At 35.7% G+C, this 18131-nt stretch carries 18 protein-coding genes and 2 tRNA genes; 5 read left to right on the top strand and 15 right to left on the bottom strand.

The window, feature by feature from the left end; translation table 11 throughout:
* Window positions 1-7: 7 nt before the first annotated feature.
* Window positions 8-1552: a ShlB/FhaC/HecB family hemolysin secretion/activation protein gene (locus ABN256_RS08915; protein ID WP_349439392.1), complete on the bottom strand. Its 1545-nt coding sequence runs from the start codon at window positions 1550-1552 to the stop codon at window positions 8-10.
* A 181-nt stretch (window positions 1553-1733) separates the two neighbouring features.
* Here ABN256_RS08915 and modF point away from each other — a divergent pair, with 181 nt between their 5' ends.
* The 3 genes from modF (at window position 1734) to ABN256_RS08900 (ending at window position 5514) form a co-directional block, all read left to right on the top strand.
* On the top strand, window positions 1734-3200 hold the full coding sequence (gene modF, locus ABN256_RS08910) for a molybdate ABC transporter ATP-binding protein ModF (protein ID WP_349439391.1): 1467 nt from the start codon (window positions 1734-1736) through the stop codon (window positions 3198-3200).
* Window positions 3201-3590: 390 nt separating this feature from the next.
* Window positions 3591-4343 carry a 2,3-diphosphoglycerate-dependent phosphoglycerate mutase gene (gene gpmA, locus ABN256_RS08905; protein ID WP_036938379.1) on the top strand — a complete coding sequence of 251 codons (753 nt, stop codon included), beginning with the start codon at window positions 3591-3593 and terminating at the stop codon, window positions 4341-4343.
* Window positions 4344-4608: 265 nt separating this feature from the next.
* On the top strand, window positions 4609-5514 hold the full coding sequence (locus ABN256_RS08900) for a hypothetical protein (protein ID WP_349439390.1): 906 nt from the start codon (window positions 4609-4611) through the stop codon (window positions 5512-5514).
* A gap of 4 nt (window positions 5515-5518) precedes the next feature.
* Here the strand turns inward: ABN256_RS08900 and ABN256_RS08895 are convergent, their stop codons facing one another.
* Window positions 5519-5986: an Hcp family type VI secretion system effector gene (locus tag ABN256_RS08895; RefSeq protein ID WP_349439389.1), complete on the bottom strand. Its 468-nt coding sequence runs from the start codon at window positions 5984-5986 to the stop codon at window positions 5519-5521.
* Window positions 5987-6074: 88 nt separating this feature from the next.
* Here ABN256_RS08895 and ABN256_RS08890 point away from each other — a divergent pair, with 88 nt between their 5' ends.
* Entirely contained in the window at window positions 6075-6881 is an 807-nt protein-coding gene (locus tag ABN256_RS08890) for a tetratricopeptide repeat protein (protein WP_196553414.1), read from the top strand.
* A 78-nt stretch (window positions 6882-6959) separates the two neighbouring features.
* Here the strand turns inward: ABN256_RS08890 and aroG are convergent, their stop codons facing one another.
* A complete protein-coding gene (gene aroG, locus ABN256_RS08885) occupies window positions 6960-8012 on the bottom strand; it encodes a 3-deoxy-7-phosphoheptulonate synthase AroG (protein ID WP_072070584.1) in 1053 nt (350 codons plus the stop codon).
* Between the two features lie 245 nt (window positions 8013-8257).
* A complete protein-coding gene (gene pnuC, locus ABN256_RS08880; RefSeq protein WP_115350860.1) occupies window positions 8258-8986 on the bottom strand; it encodes a nicotinamide riboside transporter PnuC in 729 nt (242 codons plus the stop codon).
* 251 nt (window positions 8987-9237) lie between these two features.
* Here pnuC and ABN256_RS08875 point away from each other — a divergent pair, with 251 nt between their 5' ends.
* A complete protein-coding gene (locus ABN256_RS08875) occupies window positions 9238-10122 on the top strand; it encodes an aminoglycoside 6-adenylyltransferase (RefSeq protein WP_115350859.1) in 885 nt (294 codons plus the stop codon).
* 171 nt (window positions 10123-10293) lie between these two features.
* Here ABN256_RS08875 and ABN256_RS08870 read toward each other — a convergent pair.
* From ABN256_RS08870 to ABN256_RS08820, 11 genes are all read right to left on the bottom strand, one after another.
* Window positions 10294-10369 (bottom strand) — tRNA-Lys (locus tag ABN256_RS08870).
* A 31-nt stretch (window positions 10370-10400) separates the two neighbouring features.
* Window positions 10401-10476 (bottom strand) — tRNA-Lys (locus tag ABN256_RS08865).
* 154 nt (window positions 10477-10630) lie between these two features.
* Window positions 10631-11407 (bottom strand): cell division protein CpoB, encoded by a 777-nt coding sequence (gene cpoB, locus ABN256_RS08860; RefSeq protein WP_196553415.1) that lies wholly within the window; start codon window positions 11405-11407, stop codon window positions 10631-10633.
* A gap of 9 nt (window positions 11408-11416) precedes the next feature.
* Entirely contained in the window at window positions 11417-11911 is a 495-nt protein-coding gene (gene pal / locus ABN256_RS08855; RefSeq protein WP_072070586.1) for a peptidoglycan-associated lipoprotein Pal, read from the bottom strand.
* A gap of 46 nt (window positions 11912-11957) precedes the next feature.
* Window positions 11958-13253: a Tol-Pal system beta propeller repeat protein TolB gene (gene tolB, locus ABN256_RS08850; RefSeq protein ID WP_072070587.1), complete on the bottom strand. Its 1296-nt coding sequence runs from the start codon at window positions 13251-13253 to the stop codon at window positions 11958-11960.
* A gap of 142 nt (window positions 13254-13395) precedes the next feature.
* Window positions 13396-14463, bottom strand: a complete 1068-nt coding sequence (gene tolA / locus ABN256_RS08845) for a cell envelope integrity protein TolA (protein WP_340895642.1) — start codon at window positions 14461-14463, stop codon at window positions 13396-13398.
* Between the two features lie 27 nt (window positions 14464-14490).
* Entirely contained in the window at window positions 14491-14916 is a 426-nt protein-coding gene (gene tolR / locus ABN256_RS08840) for a colicin uptake protein TolR (protein ID WP_072070589.1), read from the bottom strand.
* A gap of 22 nt (window positions 14917-14938) precedes the next feature.
* Complete coding sequence (tolQ, locus tag ABN256_RS08835; protein WP_072070590.1) at window positions 14939-15625, bottom strand: Tol-Pal system protein TolQ; 687 nt, start codon at window positions 15623-15625, stop codon at window positions 14939-14941.
* Window positions 15625-16020, bottom strand: a complete 396-nt coding sequence (gene ybgC, locus ABN256_RS08830; RefSeq protein ID WP_072070591.1) for a tol-pal system-associated acyl-CoA thioesterase — start codon at window positions 16018-16020, stop codon at window positions 15625-15627. The genes tolQ and ybgC overlap by 1 nt, the downstream gene beginning before the upstream one ends.
* 310 nt (window positions 16021-16330) lie before the next feature.
* Window positions 16331-16738: a hypothetical protein gene (locus ABN256_RS08825; protein WP_196553417.1), complete on the bottom strand. Its 408-nt coding sequence runs from the start codon at window positions 16736-16738 to the stop codon at window positions 16331-16333.
* Window positions 16728-18098 carry an MFS transporter gene (locus tag ABN256_RS08820; RefSeq protein WP_349439388.1) on the bottom strand — a complete coding sequence of 457 codons (1371 nt, stop codon included), beginning with the start codon at window positions 18096-18098 and terminating at the stop codon, window positions 16728-16730. Before ABN256_RS08820 ends, ABN256_RS08825 begins: the two co-directional genes overlap by 11 nt.
* Window positions 18099-18131: the final 33 nt, after the last annotated feature.

Here is an 18131-nt window from a genome sequence, read left to right as displayed (position 1 = left end):
CCAAGTTTTAAATCGCCAAAGAAATAGACCAAAATAAAGACCAGTGATCGGGTTTTAATGATGAAGGGTAAAATAAAGGTTTATTAATTAATATTTGTGAAGAGAATGTTGAGCGATAAAAAGAAGCTCCTATAGCACTTCCTAATAAAGATTGCTGTTTTGTTTCATATTTATCTGAATTTATAACGCCATAATCAATCGCAGCAATAAATTTCCATTGACCTAAAAAAGACATTATCCCAGAGGTGTTAATTTCATTACGCCAATAAAACCCTCGATTTGCACTTAAACTTTCTTTTTTAAATCCTCGAATAGAATTCAATCCACCTATTGCGATCCGTTCTATGCTATAAAGATTATCTGGCGTATATTGCCCATAGAATGATGTAACATAGGAAAATTTATTAATAAATATATGTTGATAGCTTAAGTTTAGGCTTAGTTTTCGATAATGGCTACGAGGTGAATTTTCAGAAAGATAATCAGGTGTTGCACCAAAAAGAGAAATCCCGAGCTCGGCAATTGGATTAATGATTAAATATCCATTATGTATACTTAAATTATATTCAGGACTAAATGACAAAGAAGTTAATGTAGGACTCGTTATTAATAGTTTTTGTTGTGCTAATTGTGTCCTTGCTTTTTTATGTTTCAGGGAACTCTTTAATATTATTCGTTGCTTATTATCACGATAGACTAAACGACTAATATCAAAGTGTTGATCGCTATTTTTGTTTTTATAACTATATTGAGCATTATGGCTTTGAAAAGGATAAGAGGATTGGCTATGCGATACTTGATACTGATAAAACCAATAACCATAAGGAATATTCACACTTGCAGTATAAGCACGAGAATAGTGAGTGCGAGTGAAATCAGTATTTGTTTTTAGTGAAAAAATCCATTGTTCACCCAAGCCAAATAAAGAATCTATGGTTGTAGTATTCGCTAATAGAATTTTACCTGTTGTTTTGGTACCTGAGTTATCAACGGTTAGTTGATTTTTAAATGGAGTTTTTTTATTGTTTTGAACAACAAAAATAGAAGAATATTCCACACTATCGCTTGGTTTTATATCCAATGTATATTGTGATGTTGTTAATCGATTAAGTTGCTCAAGCCCATGCTCTAAATCGCGTAAATTAAGTATTTTTTCTTTGTACGATGGAAAGATAACATTAACTAATCGAGAAGAAGCATTATTAATAAAAATATCTTTTATTTTTCCCTCTATCACTTTAACTGTGAATTTATTATTAGAGAAGTCTTGATGAGAAATAAATGCCTGTGAAGTGACATAACCTTTTTTAATATATTCATTTGTTATAACATTAGCGATACTCTGTATATCATTTTCAGTTAAACATCGATGTAAATATTTTAATATTAATTGATTTTGTTTTTTACTAATTAATAAACTCGTATCTTCTATTTTTATTTCATTAATTATAAAACAATTATTTTTATTAACATGAGAAAAACTCATCTTACTTACTAATATTAATAAAAAAAACAATAATAATTTAATCTTTTTATCTTTAAATTTATGCATATAAAAATCATCCTTGAATTATTTTTTATATCATTGCATAAACTATCTAGCTCAATGGTTATCATTTTTTAAAAGACCTTTAATTTTTAAATTAAGAATAATTCAACAGATATTGACAATTTTTGGTTAACCCGATATTGCTAAGTACCCTACTTGTTCTAAAAAGTGACGGATAAGAATAATGAAATACTTGCAACTCAAAAAAACACAATTTCGCTTAAGCGACAAACTCTGTTTACAAATTGATAATTTAGCCATAAATGAAGGTGAAAGTTGGGCATTTGTAGGCAGTAATGGAAGTGGCAAAACGGCATTAGCCAATACATTATGCCAAGAAGGTATTTTGCTCTCTGGTGAGTTTATCAATATATTTTCTCGTCCAATTAGTCTCTCTTTTGAAAAACTACAAAAAATGATTGAAGAAGAGTGGCGTCGTAATAACACGGATTTATTAAGTGAAGGTGAAGAAGACACAGGCTTAACCGTAGCTCAAGTTATTCAAATGCAGGTAAAAGATGATGACAGATGCTTTTTATTAGCCAAGCAATTTGGCGTTGAATATCTTTTATCAAGACGGTTTAAATATCTATCTACTGGTGAATCTCGAAAAATATTGCTTATTCAACTGTTAATGAATAAACCTGATTTACTTATTTTAGATGAGCCTTTTGATGGCTTAGATGTTGATTCTCGTCGCGCTTTAAATGAGCTATTAGCTCTATTACATCAACAAAATCTTACTATTATACTGATTTTAAATCGTTTTAATGATATTCCTGATTTTATTCAGTATGCAGGTCTACTAATTAATTGCGAATTAGTCGCCAACGGTAAAAAAGAACAGATTTTATCTGACTCGGTAATAGGGCAATTATCTCACAGTGAAACGCTGGAAAATCTCACATTACCGGAACAAGATCTACCAGATGCCATTCCTCAATTATCACCGACACTTTCCCCTATTGTGCTAAAAAATGGCGTAGTGAGCTATAACGACAAACCTGTTCTTCACCATTTAAGCTGGGAGGTAAAACCTCAACAACATTGGCAAATTTTAGGTCCTAATGGTGCGGGAAAATCGACATTATTGAGTTTAATTACGGGCGATCATCCTCAAGGTTATAGCAATGACTTAACGCTATTTGGTCGTAAAAGAGGAAGTGGCGAAACAATATGGGAAATTAAACGCCATATCGGTTATGTCAGCAATGCCTTACATCAGAGTTATCGAGTTTCTTCAACAGTAAAGAATGTCATTATTTCAGGTTTTCATGACTCTATTGGTATTTATCAAGCTATTACAGATAAACAGCTTAAACTTGCGGATGAATGGTTAGCGTTGATTGGTTTAACCGCACATGCTAACCATCCATTTCATGCCTTATCTTGGGGACAGCAACGCTTAGTATTAATTGTTAGAGCATTTGTTAAGCACCCGACTTTGCTTATTCTTGATGAGCCTCTACAAGGCTTAGATACAACCAATAGGCTCTTAATACAGCGTTTTATTGATATCATGATAAGCCACAGTAATACGCAACTTTTATTTGTGAGCCATCATCAAGAAGATGCGCCATCGTGTATTACTCATCGATTGACATTTATTAAAGAAGGCGAAATTTATCGTTACCAGCAAGAAATTTGTTAAATGTTGATTTTTACTGTCATAATCAGGGCAATGATTTTAGAAATAAACGGTAAACTTAGCTTTACTTTATTTATTTAAATCGACGCTTTTTTGCTTATTATTCGAACAATTATAAATAAAAAATATGTCGTTTTTATGGACGCCATTTTCGTCTATTTTTCATACAAAATGGATATTTTGTTTTTTTACGCCGATCCCGCTAGATTAATAGCTTGAACGATTAAGCAAAAGGTGTGACAACTGTGCAATAATTCATCGAACAAACGATATTTTTGACTTAATCCCCCTTGTTTTGTCACTTATGTTTGGCGTTCTTGTCGATGATCCATATAATGATTGAAGTGCTAATTTTAAACTTATATTAAGAAAGTAATTATAGGAGTCTAAACTATGGCAGTAACTAAGCTTGTGCTAGTTCGACACGGTGAAAGTGTATGGAACAAAGAAAACCGTTTTACAGGCTGGACTGACGTTGAGCTGTCCGAAAAAGGCCGTAATGAAGCGCAAGAAGCAGGTAAACTGCTGAAAGCTGAAGGTTTCGTTTTTGACTATGCATATACTTCTGTTCTGAAACGCGCAATTCACACCCTGTGGAACATTCTTGATCAAGTTGATCAACAATGGCTGCCAGTTGAAAAATGCTGGAAATTAAACGAACGTCATTACGGTGCTCTACAAGGCTTAAACAAAGCTGAAACTGCTGAAAAATACGGTGACGAGCAAGTTAAACAATGGCGTCGTGGTTTTGCTATCACTCCACCAGAATTAACTAAAGACGATGAACGTTTCCCTGGTAAAGATCCTCGTTATGCATCTTTAACTGCGGCAGAACTGCCATTAACAGAAAGCCTAGCATTAACTATCGACCGTGTAACACCATACTGGGAAGAAGTTATCAAACCACGTGTTGCTTCTGGTGAGAAAGTCATTATTGCAGCTCACGGTAACTCACTGCGTGCTCTAGTTAAATACCTAGACAACATGAGCGAAGATGAAATTCTTGAGCTGAATATCCCAACAGCTGTACCTTTAGTTTACGAATTTGATGAAAACATGAAACCAATCAAACGTTACTACTTGGGTAATGCTGACGAAATTGCAGCAAAAGCAGCCGCTGTTGCTAACCAAGGTAAAGCAAAATAATTTTACCTTAAATCTATTTATTTAGGTTTATATGGTAAATACCGCTAAAATAATAGCGGTATTTTTTTATTAAATTTCCAAACTCCAATTTTTTACATTACTATTTATTTTCTATAAAAAATAGAATATCTAACTCAATAGTTTAAATTAATTAAAATTAAACTATCACTTACAGTTATTAAATATTTAATATATTGTCACTATGGGATCTAAAGTGATTTAATTATTTATAAATTTAAAATGCTTATTAAAATAGGGATATTTTATGTCTGAGTGCAATTACAACTCTTATGGAGCTTGGTGGTATTGTTCACCTGAAGGAAGAATTTTAGAACTTCACGAACAACCTTTTTATACAGAACGGCAAGCACTATCTCGCTCAATTAGAAAAGGGTATGAAAATCTAAAAAATAAATCATTAGAAGAGATGGTTGAGGCTATTTCAGGTCAAGCTGTATCTGGAACCCTGAGTCTAATTGAAACAACAGCACTAGGTTTAGATAGGTTATCCGATCTTTATCTTTATCACCATTTATTACGAGCACCAGCCTCAAAAAATCCCATTTTTGATAGAGATGTCGAAGCGATACACCTTTTAGTTTATGCTAAAAATCCTTCTGAAATTGTAAAAATTGTAGGAACTATTATTGGTGAATATATTTATGAAAATTTAGATGATCAGCAAAAAAACAAACTGAACAGAATGTTAAATCAACGAGAGTTATTTATTGATGATAATGCAAATAAATATAAAATTAATGAATTTGCATATTTTAATGGATTTAACGAAGCACCCACCTTTATAGAAAACACTGTAGTAAGAAAATTACTTTTATCCATAATAATTTATCTAATTACCAAAAATGCAATTTTAAGATTAAAATTATTTAAATCAAAAGCAAGTTTAAAAAATAAAAAGAATTTATCAAAAGGGTGGATAGATATTACACTTGTTTTAGCAAGCTCCTATGGTTTTATAGAAAAATTAGATAGAGCATCAAAACGATTACGCGCTCTTAGTCCAGAGTTATATTATAGGCTAGATAACAAGCAGCTATCTCTGACTTATCTTTTTTTTGAAGAAGATATTAGCCCTATTTTAAATATAATAGAAAATAAAAACTCGCATGATACATACGAGTTTTTACAAGCATTTAGTAAACTCAAATAGATAATTAATCGGCGATACTATATCCGGATGTTCCTGCAATATGGTGACTACAAGTTATATCTCTATATTGCACAAGAACAGATTCTTCTGGTTGGGAACTATTGCTATTTATACTGTGTGGATAACGAGTCGAGTAATCAACAATAGAAGCCTGATTTAAGACAATAGTATAATATTTTTCATTTTTACCGTGCTGTGATGTTCTATAGAAATCAAATGTTAATTTCAGAACTTCATTATTAGAAATAGCAACTAATAACAAGGGTGATGATTTATCAATGTTCTTAATAAACTCTATTGGATGGTGTGATACATTTTGGTTTCTGGTTATCGTGCTACTGTATTCAATAATAATAATTTTATCTTCCTTACCTTCTTGGCATTTATTTCCAATAGAGTCAAGGGTTCCACACCCCCTTGAAATTAAGCCTTGTTGATTTCCTTCAATCGTTAAATAAATTAAATTTCCCATTTTATTTTTTAATCCTTTAATTATAATAACATTAAGCATACTACTATAATAAAATATCACAGTTCAAATAAAAAATAGGGACATTAATATGAAATTAAAAATAGCTACTATTCTATTTATTATCATTATGTTTGCAATAATGTTTGTTTTATTTCCGTTTAAGGAAGATAAAATAAATAATCATTCCCCCTCTTTATTTGAACAAAGCCTGTCACATTATCAACTCTATCTAGGTGATATTTATTTTTCTCGAAATAATAAAAATAAAGCACGTAAATTTTATTTATTATCAGCTTACAATGATAATGCTGAAGCTCAAACAAAAATAGGTTTCTTTTATATGAAAGGAGATCTATTTTTTCCTAAAGATTATGAGATAGCAATGGAATGGTTATTAAAATCAGCAGACAAAAATAATCCTAGCGCACAGTTTTATATAGGATACATGTATGATGATGGTTTAGGCGTTACACAAAATTATTATACTGCTAGAGAGTGGTATTTAAAATCAGCAGAACAAAATTTTAGTAGAGCACAGAATAATCTAGGTCTTTTATATGTAGATGGTCTTGGTGCCGAACAAGACTATAAAAAAGCAATGGAATGGTACCTAAAAGCTGTTAACAATGGACATATCAAAGCAAACAATAATATTGCTTATTCATATCAACATGGCTTAGGTGTTGAGCAGGATTATCAAAAAGCGATGACTTTTTATTTAAAAGCGGCTGAAGTTAATGATCCCTCAGCTATTTATAACATTGGTTATTTATATGAAAAAGGGCTAGGTGTTGTTGCTGACAAAGAAAAAGCAAGCGAATGGTATCAAAAGTCATATGAGCTTGGATTTAAACCCGCCAAATTTAGACTTGATCTACTGAAGATACATGACTAACTTATTGTCTTTTTTTTATAAAAAATACCGTTGATTAATATCAACGGTATTACAGTTTGTGCACTAAAATAATATCAGTTAACCGCGACGAGCGACAACCGCATCAGCGAGTTGGCGTAATAGTGTTTCAGTATCATCCCACCCAATACAGGCATCAGTGATACTTTTGCCATAGACTAAAGGTTCACCGCTTTCTAATGATTGGCTACCTTCCACTAAATGACTTTCAATCATCACGCCAATTAATGCTTTTTCACCTGAGCTAATTTGTTGGCAAATATCAGCGCCCACTTCCATTTGTTTCTCAAATTTCTTGCAACTATTGGCATGACTGAAATCAACCATGACGTTTTGTGGCAGACCGGCTTTTTTAAGCCCTTCTTTTACCGCTGCAACATGTTCAGCGCTGTAATTTGGCTCTTTGCCACCACGTAAAATAATGTGGCAATCACCATTACCTGCCGTGCGTACAATGGCTGAATGGCCCCATTTAGTGACAGAAAGAAAGCAGTGTGGCGATCCCGCAGCATTGATTGCATCAATAGCAACTTTAATTGTTCCATCTGTACCATTTTTAAAACCAACAGGACAAGATAGACCCGATGAAAGCTCTCGATGCACTTGTGATTCTGTAGTACGAGCGCCAATTGCGCCCCAACTCATCAAATCAGCAACATATTGAGGTGTTATCATATCTAAGAACTCGCCAGCCGTTGGCAAGCCACTATCATTAATCGTTAATAAAAGATTACGAGCAATGCGCAAACCTTCATTAATATCAAAAGTATGATCCATATGAGGATCGTTAATTAAACCTTTCCAACCAACAGTCGTGCGCGGTTTTTCAAAATAAACACGCATTACAATTTCAAGTTTGTCTTTAAGTTCTTCCCGAATAAGACTTAAACGTTGTGCATACTCCATCGCAGCTTTCGGATCATGAATAGAACAAGGCCCAATTACCACTAATAGACGATCATCTTTTCCTGCTAGGATTTGATGAATAGCTTCACGGGCATGACGAACTGTAAAAGCCGCATTATCAGTCGCTGGAAATTTTTCCAATAAAGCGACGGGCGGTAAAAGTTCATTGATTTGTGTTATTTTAAGGTCATCATTCTGATAATTCATTCCCGTGTATCCACTCTTTTATGTTATCTAGTCAATGTTATTATTGCTTTCCCAATCTAACCATTCGTTTTCTATCTGTAAACACCCTTTCACCTCAAAGCATCAATGGTTATTTTTCTAAAAAATTGTCAAAGATGGAAATAGCGCATTTAAGCAAAATAATGATTCAAAATTGCGTTAAAGACAAGAATAAAAACAATGAATAGTAAGGCTGGAGAGAAAGATAACTCTACCAGCCTTTTTTATTAGGAGAGGTAATTATTTCTGCTAGAGCGTTTTGCTGTTTTGATCCACAAACGAGAACCATTAATAGCGATAGCCAGTAAGATGATGTATTCAACAGACATGGCATAAACACCTTGCTTATAAAATATAACGACACTAATCACGTTGATCACAGACCAAACTAGCCAGTTTTCAACTAATTTCCGCGTCATTAAAATCATCGCCACAATCGACAGAACGGTCATTGTAGAATCCCAGAATGGGTAAGCATCAGGTTCAAGCACTGGTGTAGCTAAATTTGCGCCAAAGACATTTAATATTTCAACAGCAACAACGGCTAAATAACCAAATACAGTATCAATATTAAAGGTCAAAGCGACAATAGCCGCGATTGAAATAATAATTAAAAAGAGACGGTGGCTCGGTTTTAACCAACGAATTCTTAGTTCAGCTTGCTCGAAATCATTTACTCTGCTCCATGCATACCATCCATAAATATTGGCCGCAAAGAAGAAAATTTGAAGCAACAAACTCGCATATAACTGAATTTGAAAAAAGATAATGGCAAATAAAGTAACGTTAATCAGTCCAAATAAGTAATTAATTATTTTTTCCTGACTTGCAAGCCATATGCACAAGAGACCAGCTATGGTACCCACAGCTTCAATCCACGAAAGTGGGTAGCCACCTTGTCCCAGTGGAATGTTGACTAAAATATTATTGATACTAAACCAACTCATGACATCCATTTTACAACCCCGACTTAATCATAGAAAAAAACAAAGAAAATATGGGTTATTGCGACATCTTTGCAAAGTAGTAAAGATATATTATAAATTCATATTTATAATGGTACTTAGTTTTCAATACTAAACATTATATTATTGAGTTATAAAAATAACAAAAAAATGTTTTATATACTAAACAAATTATTCTAATTTACGCTTTAAACAATAAAAACGAAAAATAACTTTATACCTTTTAATTATTAGAGAGAAATATGGAGCCAACAACACGTTTAATCGATCGCATGCTCTCTTTTGCATTGCTTGATCCTAGAATAGAGACAGTAATACTAACAGGATCATTAGGTCGCAATAAAAAGATAGACAGTTATTCTGATATTGATATAGAACTTATCGGTTATGGTGCGACAGAACTCGCAAAAAACCAATCTTGGTTGTCACAATTTGGTGATGCACTTGTCAGCTTACAATTAGAATGTGAAGATCCTAAAGGTAAATTTTCGCCCATTTATTTACATGTTTTAGCGCAAGGCAGAAAAATGGATATCATGATGGCAGAGCCTGAGCGTATTTTTAATATGAAAACTGAAGGACTTAGCCCAGTTTATCAACGTGGGTATCAAATCTTACTGGATAAAACGGGTTTATGCGTTGGGCTTCCTGAAATTAGCGTTATAACGCCTCCTACGCTCTCAAAAGAGCAAGCTGATAACAATGCTCAAGAATTCTGGTTTGAAGCCACACAAGTCGCTATAGCCATTCTACGCCATGAATTTTGGTTTGCGAATTATCGCATGAATGATATGCGAGAATGGCTAATAACATTACTTGAGCAAGTTGCACTACAAACATCAACACAAGATGTATGGTATCAGGGAAAAAATCTCAAAGAGTGGTTACCTAAGTTTTATTCATTGCGCTCACTAGAAAGTACACTCGCAATGAGTACACCTTATGAATCAGCCGCGTCACTTTCTATTATGATGGCATTTTTTATTGATGCATCAAAGCGACTCAATCACCCTCTTAATACAGCGACAAAAACACAAGAGCTTGTTAGCAATTGGCTAATTGACAATGAATTTTTGACTGAAAATGAATACACCCAGATTACGTCATCGATTATTTGCCATTACTGATTCAAAGTGATTTTTAATTAAAGCGAGGTAGTTTTTTCAATTTTGAGAAAACTATCTTAGTTACTCAATTCAGCGATTAGATAGTGTTATCAGAAGATAACTGAAGAGACACTAAATGATAATGTAGTTAGTTATTAGAATGATGGCAAGTAGTCAAGGAGGGGTTTGAAATGGTGGGTCGTGGGCGATTCGAACGCCCGACCAATTGATTAAAAGTCAACTGCTCTACCGACTGAGCTAACGACCCATTTCAATAAAAACGGATTGGTATTCGAAAATGGTGGGTCGTGGGCGATTCGAACGCCCGACCAATTGATTAAAAGTCAACTGCTCTACCGACTGAGCTAACGACCCTTTTTCGAATCCGCCACATTCTCTGTGGCAACGGCGGGTAATAATACTGATTTAATGTTTTTGTGCAATGTTTTTTTTCAAAAAAACAATCAATAGCTTAAAAAACAATCATTTAACCCCGAAAATGCAATATTTTACATTACGGGGTCAATAATTAGAGTGCTGCTAACTGCTTTTGTGCTAATTTAGCGCCAGCACTATTTGGATATTGCTTAATCACTTGTTGATAAATAGCTTTAGCATTATCCTTTTGCCCTTTCTCTTGCATGATCAGACCAATTTTATAAAAGGCTTCACTTGCTTTTTGAGATTTCGGATAGTTTTTAACAACAATAGCAAATGTACTTGCTGCCTGATCCTTATTACCTTTTAAGTAATACATCTGACCCAACCAAAAATGTGCATTTGATTGATAGCTAGATTTAGGATAGTTATTGATAAAGTTGTTTAATTCAACAATTGCCTTATCGTAATCTTTTGAATTCAATACGATATCAATTGCTGCATTATAATCAGCCTTCTCATCACCTTGCCCAGAATTAGTTGTAGCAGAAGGTGTTGAAGAAGTAGCATTATCAGGTTGAGTGGCTTCCGTCGATGTAGTCGATGTAGAAGCACCGCCACCAAGGCTATCTAATTGTTGATAGATATTGCGTTGGCGTTCGACAACTTGATTTAACTGATATTGATTTTCCTGAATTTGACCACGCAACATATCAATATCACGCTGAGAATCAGCAAGTTGTTGCTGTAATTGGGTCAAAAGCTGGCTGTGAGCATTTGAAAAACGCTCAAGTTGGGCGAGTCGTTCATCGGTCGAACCTGAACCGATATTACTGATTGGCGCTTGGGCAATAGCGGCTACAGGAGCCGCTACGCCAACCAGTAACAACAGACTCATCAAGAAAGGTCTGAAGTTACTGTTGTTCATGCCGTTCTCTTAGTAATCCAGTACTGCACGACGGTTTTTCGCATAAGCGGCTTCGTCATGACCCAGTACAGCTGGTTTTTCTTTACCGTAAGATACGATTGACAGTTGATCAGCAGATACGCCTTTACCTTGTAGGTACATTTTCACAGCGTTAGCACGACGTTCGCCCAGAGCGATGTTGTATTCTGGAGTACCGCGTTCGTCAGCATGACCTTCTACAGTGATACGTACTGAAGGATTAGCACGCAGGAATGCAGCGTGTGCATCTAACAGGTTAGCGTAGTCTGAGCTAATGTCATATTTGTCAAAACCGAAGTAAACGATGTTTTGTTGTTTCAGTTGTTCTAATTGCTGACGTGCTAATTCTTCAGCAGTAGGACCTTGTTCAACAACTGGTACATTGTTTGTATCAGTTTGATCTTCGTTTTTGTTTGAGCTACATGCTGCAACAGCAACGAGTGGTAATGCTAACATCAACCCTTTAAACACTTTGTTTAATTGCATCTCTATTTGTTCCTTTATTTTGTTTGCCATACATAATTTTTATGCATCACATAAACGGTGACCAGGCAGGTGATTTAACCTGACCATCAGTCGCCGGAAGACGCGCTTTGAAACGTCCATCAGTCGATACTAGCTGCAAAATGGTGCCTAAGCCTTGTGTAGAGCTATAAATAACCATTGTGCCGTTAGGCGCGATGCTTGGCGTTTCATCCAGAAACGTATCTGTTAGATATTGTACGGAATTCGTTTCCAGATCCTGCTTAGCGATATGTTGCCTACCGCTTTCAGAACTCACCATAACTAAGAAACTACCATCTGGGCTTACCGCAGGATTTTGGTTTTGCTTACCTTCCCACGTAATACGCTCTGGTGTTCCACCGTTAATATTCACTTTGTATATTTGTGGACGTCCACCTTGATCTGAAGTATAGACTAAGGTTTGTCCATCTGGCATCCAATTTGGCTCAGTATTGTTGCTTCTGCCATTGGTTACCTGTGTCATATTCCCACTTGCTAAATCCATAACATACAGATTTAAGCTACCACTCTTTGAAAGCGCAAATGCTAGCTTAGAGCCATCTGGTGAAAACGAAGGTGCACCATTATGTCTTGGGAATGATGCTATTTGGCGAATTTCACCTGTCGCTAATGTTTGTACAACTAAAGCAGATTGACCACTTTCAAATGTAACATAAGCAAGTTTAGCACCATCTGGTGACCACGCTGGTGACATTAATGGCTGTGATGAGCGATAAACACGATCTTGGTTAAAACCATCATAGTCAGAAACACGCAATTCATAAGGATATGCGCCACCATTAGTCACAACAACATAAGCAATACGTGTACGGAATGCACCACGAATACCAGTCAGTTTTTCAAACACTTCATCACTGGCAGTGTGAGCAGAATAACGTAGCCATTTTGATGGAACTTTAAACTCACTTTGAGATAAAACCGCGCCTGGAGAGCCAGCAACATCAACTAATTGATAGCTTACTAAATATTGGCCATCCGCTGACGGTTGTACGCGTCCAACAACAACAGAATCAATCCCTAATGCAGTCCAAAGTGCAGGTTGGACTTCAGAAGCTGTGACTGGCTGTTGAGGTAAACGGGATACATCAATAGGATTAAATTTTCCACTATTGCGTAAATCAGCTGCGATAACACCAGCGATATCTTCTGGCATTTGACCTGTGCCTTCCCATTTAAAAGGAACAACACCGATAGGGCGTGCAGTATTCACCCCTTGCGTAATTTCAATTCGAACTTCAGCGTTAGCCAGAGTGGTTACGCATAAAATTAAAAGTCCGAAGATAACATTTAATGCCTGCTTCATCATGTCTCCCTTTTATTATTGCGGTTATTACGCAATAACGCACAGAATAGTAACAAACGCTTTTCAACAACACCATACAACACATCAATAACATTCTAAAATAGCTATAAATTAGTGTATGTTTTCCTACAATCAGACAGTTTTAGGGTTTAAACTCAATTACTGATGATTTTACTTGTTCATAGACATCTTTTGGTGGCTTCGGTAATTTCGCTGTATTGGCTGCTCGCAGTGCTACTTGGCATAATGCTGGATCACCACCTTCAATCTTCGCACTAACTAGTAGACCATCAGGTGCAATACTAATTCTTAGCTCACAAGTTTTACCTTTGTATAACTCTGGATCAATGAACTTCTGTTCTATTGCAACTTTCAACTGACCTTTATAGCGATCGACACCTTCGCCATTTGCACCAGTGCGATTTCCACCACCTTGACCCGCAGCTGAAGCTCCGCTTTGTTTGCTACCATCAGCCACTAAACCATCAAGCAGACTATCTACTGCTTTACTTTGCTGTTGAGCTGCTGCTTTTGCTTTAGCTTCTGCAGCGGCTTTTGCTTTTGCCTCAGCGGCAGCTTTGGCTTTAGCATCGGCTTCAGCCTTTGCTTTAGCATCTGCTTCAGCTTTTGCTTTCGCATCGGCTTCGGCTTTCGCCTTAGCTTCTTCTGCTTTTTGTTTTGCTGCTAATTCTGCTTGTTTTTTCGCTTCAGCTTCTGCTTGTTTTTTCGCATCTGCTTGTTCTTTTAAGATGCGATCACGCTCTGCTTTCGCTTGTGCGGCCGCTTCTTCAGCAACTTTTTGTTCTTCTTTCGCTTTGGCGGCAGCTAACGCGGCTTCACGTTTTTGAGCCTCTGCTGCCTCTTTTGCTTGTAAACGTTCAACTTCTAACGTTTTCAAACGTTCTTGTTCTTTCATTTGCTGCTGACGCAACTCTTCTTCTTGTTGCTCTGCACGCGCTTTACGTTCTTGTTCTGCTTTTTGGACGTTAGCCTGTTGCGCTTTTTGCTGGTTATACTGTTGTACTACAGCATTAGGATCGACCATAATAGCATCAATAACTTGCCCGCCTTCACCACCGCCACCACCTAAATCCCACTTCTGAGTTAATGACCCCCAGATAAGCAATGCGATAACAAGCAAATGCAAGGCAGTAGACAAGATAACTGAACGGCTCAATTTACTTCGGATTGGCTTCGTCTTCTTTCCCACGCTATTATCCAAACTTATTTCAACCTATTACATAGGCTGAGTCATTAAACCTACAGATTTAACACCTGCTTGACGTAACATGTTGAGCGCTTTAATTATCTCATCATAAGGAACATCTTTAGCACCGCCAATCAGAAATATAACTTTCGGATTTTTTTCCAATTGTCGTTTAGCTTCAGCCATAATCTGTTCTTGAGGCAATAATTCTAATACTTCTTGATCAACACGAATATTATATTGCCCAATTCCTGCAACCTCGACAATCACCGGGGGATTATCACTGGTTGAAACAGTTTGTGTATCTGTTGCTTCAGGAAGATCAACTTCAACACTTTGCGAAATGATAGGCGCTGTTGCCATAAAAATAAGCAAAAGCACTAACAATACGTCAAGCAAAGGAACAATGTTAATCTCTGATTTTACGCCTCGGCGGTTACTGCGACCTCGTGCCATCAGCTATCTCCTTCTGCGTTAACTATTTCTTTTCTGCTGAGGCAAAAGCTTGGCGATGTAAAATCGTCAGGAACTCTTCCATAAAGTTATCGTAACTTTGTTCCAGTTTAGTTACACGCTGCGTAAACCGGTTATAAGCCATAACTGCGGGGATCGCCGCAAATAAACCGATAGCTGTTGCAATCAATGCTTCAGCAATGCCGGGTGCGACCATTTGTAATGTTGCTTGTTTAACACTACCTAATGCAATAAATGCATGCATAATCCCCCATACGGTACCAAACAGGCCAATATATGGGCTGATAGAACCAACAGTACCAAGGAAAGGAATGTGAGTTTCTAGTGATTCTAATTCACGATTGAAAGAGACTCGCATTGCTCTTGATGCACCATTTACAACTGCATCAGGGGCATGAACGCTTGCTTGATGTAAACGTGCAAACTCTTTAAAACCGGAATGAAAAATTTGCTCTGAGCCTGATAACTCATCACGACGAGCTTGGCTATCTTTATATAAACGAGCCAAGTCAGTACCTGACCAGAATTTATCTTCAAAATCTGCAGCTTCACGATCAGCGGCATTCAGAACTTTAGTTCGCTGAATAATAATCGCCCAAGATGCAATAGAAAATCCGATTAAAATCAACATGATCAACTTAACTAAAAGCCCTGCTTTTAGAAAGAGATCGATAACATTCATGTCAGCCACTACTTAAACTCCGCGATAATGGACTTAGGAAGCGCTACAGGCTTCATTTTTAATGAATCTACGCAGACAACAAGCACATCTGCGCTACACAAAACATAACCATCTTGATTAATAAGCTTTTGAGAAAATGTCATTGAGGCACCACGTAATGTGGTAATTTCACTTTCTACTTGTAAAAGCTCATCAAGTCGAGCTGGTGCAATATATTCTATTGATAATTTACGTACAACAAATACAACATGATCATACTCCCGTAAATCATGCTGATGAAAACCTTTTTCTCTGAGTAGTTCTGTTCGGGCGCGTTCAAAATATTTTAGATAGCTGGCGTGATAGACTACACCACCGGCATCAGTATCTTCATAATAAACACGAACAGGCCAAAGAAACTGCATAATATCTTCCTTACATTTTCCGAGTTAAGTCCATAAATAATTAAGCTATAAGTCACTTAACTATACTTAAGAGGTAGCTCTAAGGGAATCATAGTAACGTAAAGAATAGAAAACACAGTTTTCAGGCGCCAATCATAAACTCTTCTTTGCAACACGCAATATGCTTTGTGCTCTGAATAGAAAAAATATTTTCATTAAGACAGCATAAAAATGCTTGCTAATTAGAAATTCATAGATTGTCTTATTTATTAGTATTATTTTTAATGGCATAAAAAAACCAGTTTTAAAACCGGTTTTTTATATAAATCAATTAATTATTTATGATTGGTGTCTCATGGAGGTAGTGCCACTGCCAACTCATTTCATGAGAATTGCGTCTCAATAACGCCACTGACTCCCGCATAAGAATTTTCTTATTTTCACTGTGTATTTCTTGATATCTGACAATCGCCAAACAATCTGATTGATAAATTATTTTATAATCATCCGTTTTTATTTTCAGACCTCTTCTTTTCCCTGCATTTTCTCTGAACATCACAATAACATCATCATAACTCACTGCTTTTCCGTTGATCCCAACCATCGAAAACTCACTAGATAAAAGATTTTCTATCTTAGTTATTGCATCAACAGAAAGTGGAAATTGTGTAAAAACAGCTTCAATCTCATCATGCAAAGATTTAATGCTTTCTATAATTAAACCGGTATTAATTTTCATCTTTTATTTCCTGTGCAATACTTTTTTTCTTTAATGTAAATAATAGTGTGAGAGGCAATATGCCAATTAAAGCGCATATTAAAAATGTCATGTTATAAGCAGTTTGTGGCAAACAAAAAAGAGAAAAAATATTAAATAACATAGCAACAACGGTTGCTCCGACACTAAAAACGACCTGTCTATTAATATTCCAAATAACACTGGCTTGAACTAATTTCTGTGAGTTAAAATCATATAAAGCCGTTGTTTGCGCAGTATTAGCACCAATTCCGCCACCAATTCCGATAACTAGATAAGCAATAATTAATAAAAATATATCAGTATTACTATTTACAAATATTAATAAAGCAATACCTGTACTGTGTAATAATAGAGCAAAAACAAATAAACGTTTCATGCCCAATTTATTATAAAATACGCCACTTATTGTCATTGAAATAAAAGCCCCAAGTGCATATAACAACATGAAAACACCTGTGCCTTGAGCAGTAAATTTTAAATATTGTTGTAAATAAAAAATCGCAAGAATATTTACACCAGTAAAAATACCAGGAATACAATAATAAATAAAAATAGAGATCGATAAGTTTCTATTTTTTAATAGTGCTAAATTAATAACTGGAGATGTATGGCGTCGATAATGGTAATAATAAAGTACTGCAAAACATACCGATAATACCGCTATGACTAATGCAAGTAAGGTTGAGTGATACTCACCATAAGCCGATAGAGCAAACAACCCTGATACAATGAGCAAACTAATAAGAATGATACCTTTAATATCCAGTGTAGCATTTTCTTTAGGTAATGGCTCTTTTACCCAAATAAAGGCTAAAAATGCAGTTAGCAATGAGAAAGGAATATTGCTATAAAACACCCAACGCCAAGAAGCCATATCAACAATAAATCCACCTAATGTAGGCGATATTGCAGGAGCGATTAAAGCTATCGCCATAATGATCGTAGATATTTTACTTCTTTCATGTCCTTGAAAATATTGAAAAGTTAGCGCTTGTCCAATTGGGATCAATAATCCACCACTAACACCTTGAATAAAACGCCACAAAATAAGCTCACTAAATGAATCTGAGCTTCCCACTAGCGCCACAGACAAACTAAACATCAACATCGATGTCACCATCAATGCTCTAATTCCAAAACGCTGTGATAACCAATGACTTAATGGAATGATTAACGTCAACCCCAAGATATAGCTATTTGAAACCCAAGTCACTGAAACAATGGAAATTTGCATATCATCAGCGAGTGCAGGTAATGCAATTGCTGACATAAAAATATTAATACAATCTATAAAGAAACCGAGTAGAAATATAGCTGCAATTTGATAGCGGTAAGTCATAAAAATCCTCCGTGCATAGAGTACGGAAGATTG

The sequence above is a fragment of the Proteus sp. fly-1008 genome, assembly GCF_040140305.1.
GTDB classification, from domain to species: Bacteria; Pseudomonadota; Gammaproteobacteria; order Enterobacterales; family Enterobacteriaceae; genus Proteus; species Proteus vulgaris_B.
This window is presented reverse-complemented; position numbering and strand designations above follow the sequence as displayed.

Excerpts from the sequence above, each read along its gene's own strand:
- pal (WP_072070586.1), bottom strand. The coding sequence starts at position 11,911 with ATGCAATTAAACAAAGTGTTTAAAGGGTTGATGTTAGCATTACCACTC.
- modF (WP_349439391.1), top strand. The coding sequence starts at position 1,734 with ATGAAATACTTGCAACTCAAAAAAACACAATTTCGCTTAAGCGACAAA.
- pnuC (WP_115350860.1), bottom strand. The coding sequence starts at position 8,986 with ATGGATGTCATGAGTTGGTTTAGTATCAATAATATTTTAGTCAACATT.
- ABN256_RS08875 (WP_115350859.1), top strand. The coding sequence starts at position 9,238 with ATGGAGCCAACAACACGTTTAATCGATCGCATGCTCTCTTTTGCATTG.
- ABN256_RS08825 (WP_196553417.1), bottom strand. The coding sequence starts at position 16,738 with ATGAAAATTAATACCGGTTTAATTATAGAAAGCATTAAATCTTTGCAT.
- ybgC (WP_072070591.1), bottom strand. The coding sequence starts at position 16,020 with ATGCAGTTTCTTTGGCCTGTTCGTGTTTATTATGAAGATACTGATGCC.
- ABN256_RS08895 (WP_349439389.1), bottom strand. The coding sequence starts at position 5,986 with ATGGGAAATTTAATTTATTTAACGATTGAAGGAAATCAACAAGGCTTA.
- ABN256_RS08915 (WP_349439392.1), bottom strand. The coding sequence starts at position 1,552 with ATGCATAAATTTAAAGATAAAAAGATTAAATTATTATTGTTTTTTTTA.
- aroG (WP_072070584.1), bottom strand. The coding sequence starts at position 8,012 with ATGAATTATCAGAATGATGACCTTAAAATAACACAAATCAATGAACTT.
- tolR (WP_072070589.1), bottom strand. The coding sequence starts at position 14,916 with ATGGCACGAGGTCGCAGTAACCGCCGAGGCGTAAAATCAGAGATTAAC.
- ABN256_RS08820 (WP_349439388.1), bottom strand. The coding sequence starts at position 18,098 with ATGACTTACCGCTATCAAATTGCAGCTATATTTCTACTCGGTTTCTTT.
- tolB (WP_072070587.1), bottom strand. The coding sequence starts at position 13,253 with ATGAAGCAGGCATTAAATGTTATCTTCGGACTTTTAATTTTATGCGTA.
- ABN256_RS08900 (WP_349439390.1), top strand. The coding sequence starts at position 4,609 with ATGTCTGAGTGCAATTACAACTCTTATGGAGCTTGGTGGTATTGTTCA.
- ABN256_RS08890 (WP_196553414.1), top strand. The coding sequence starts at position 6,075 with ATGAAATTAAAAATAGCTACTATTCTATTTATTATCATTATGTTTGCA.
- cpoB (WP_196553415.1), bottom strand. The coding sequence starts at position 11,407 with ATGAACAACAGTAACTTCAGACCTTTCTTGATGAGTCTGTTGTTACTG.
- gpmA (WP_036938379.1), top strand. The coding sequence starts at position 3,591 with ATGGCAGTAACTAAGCTTGTGCTAGTTCGACACGGTGAAAGTGTATGG.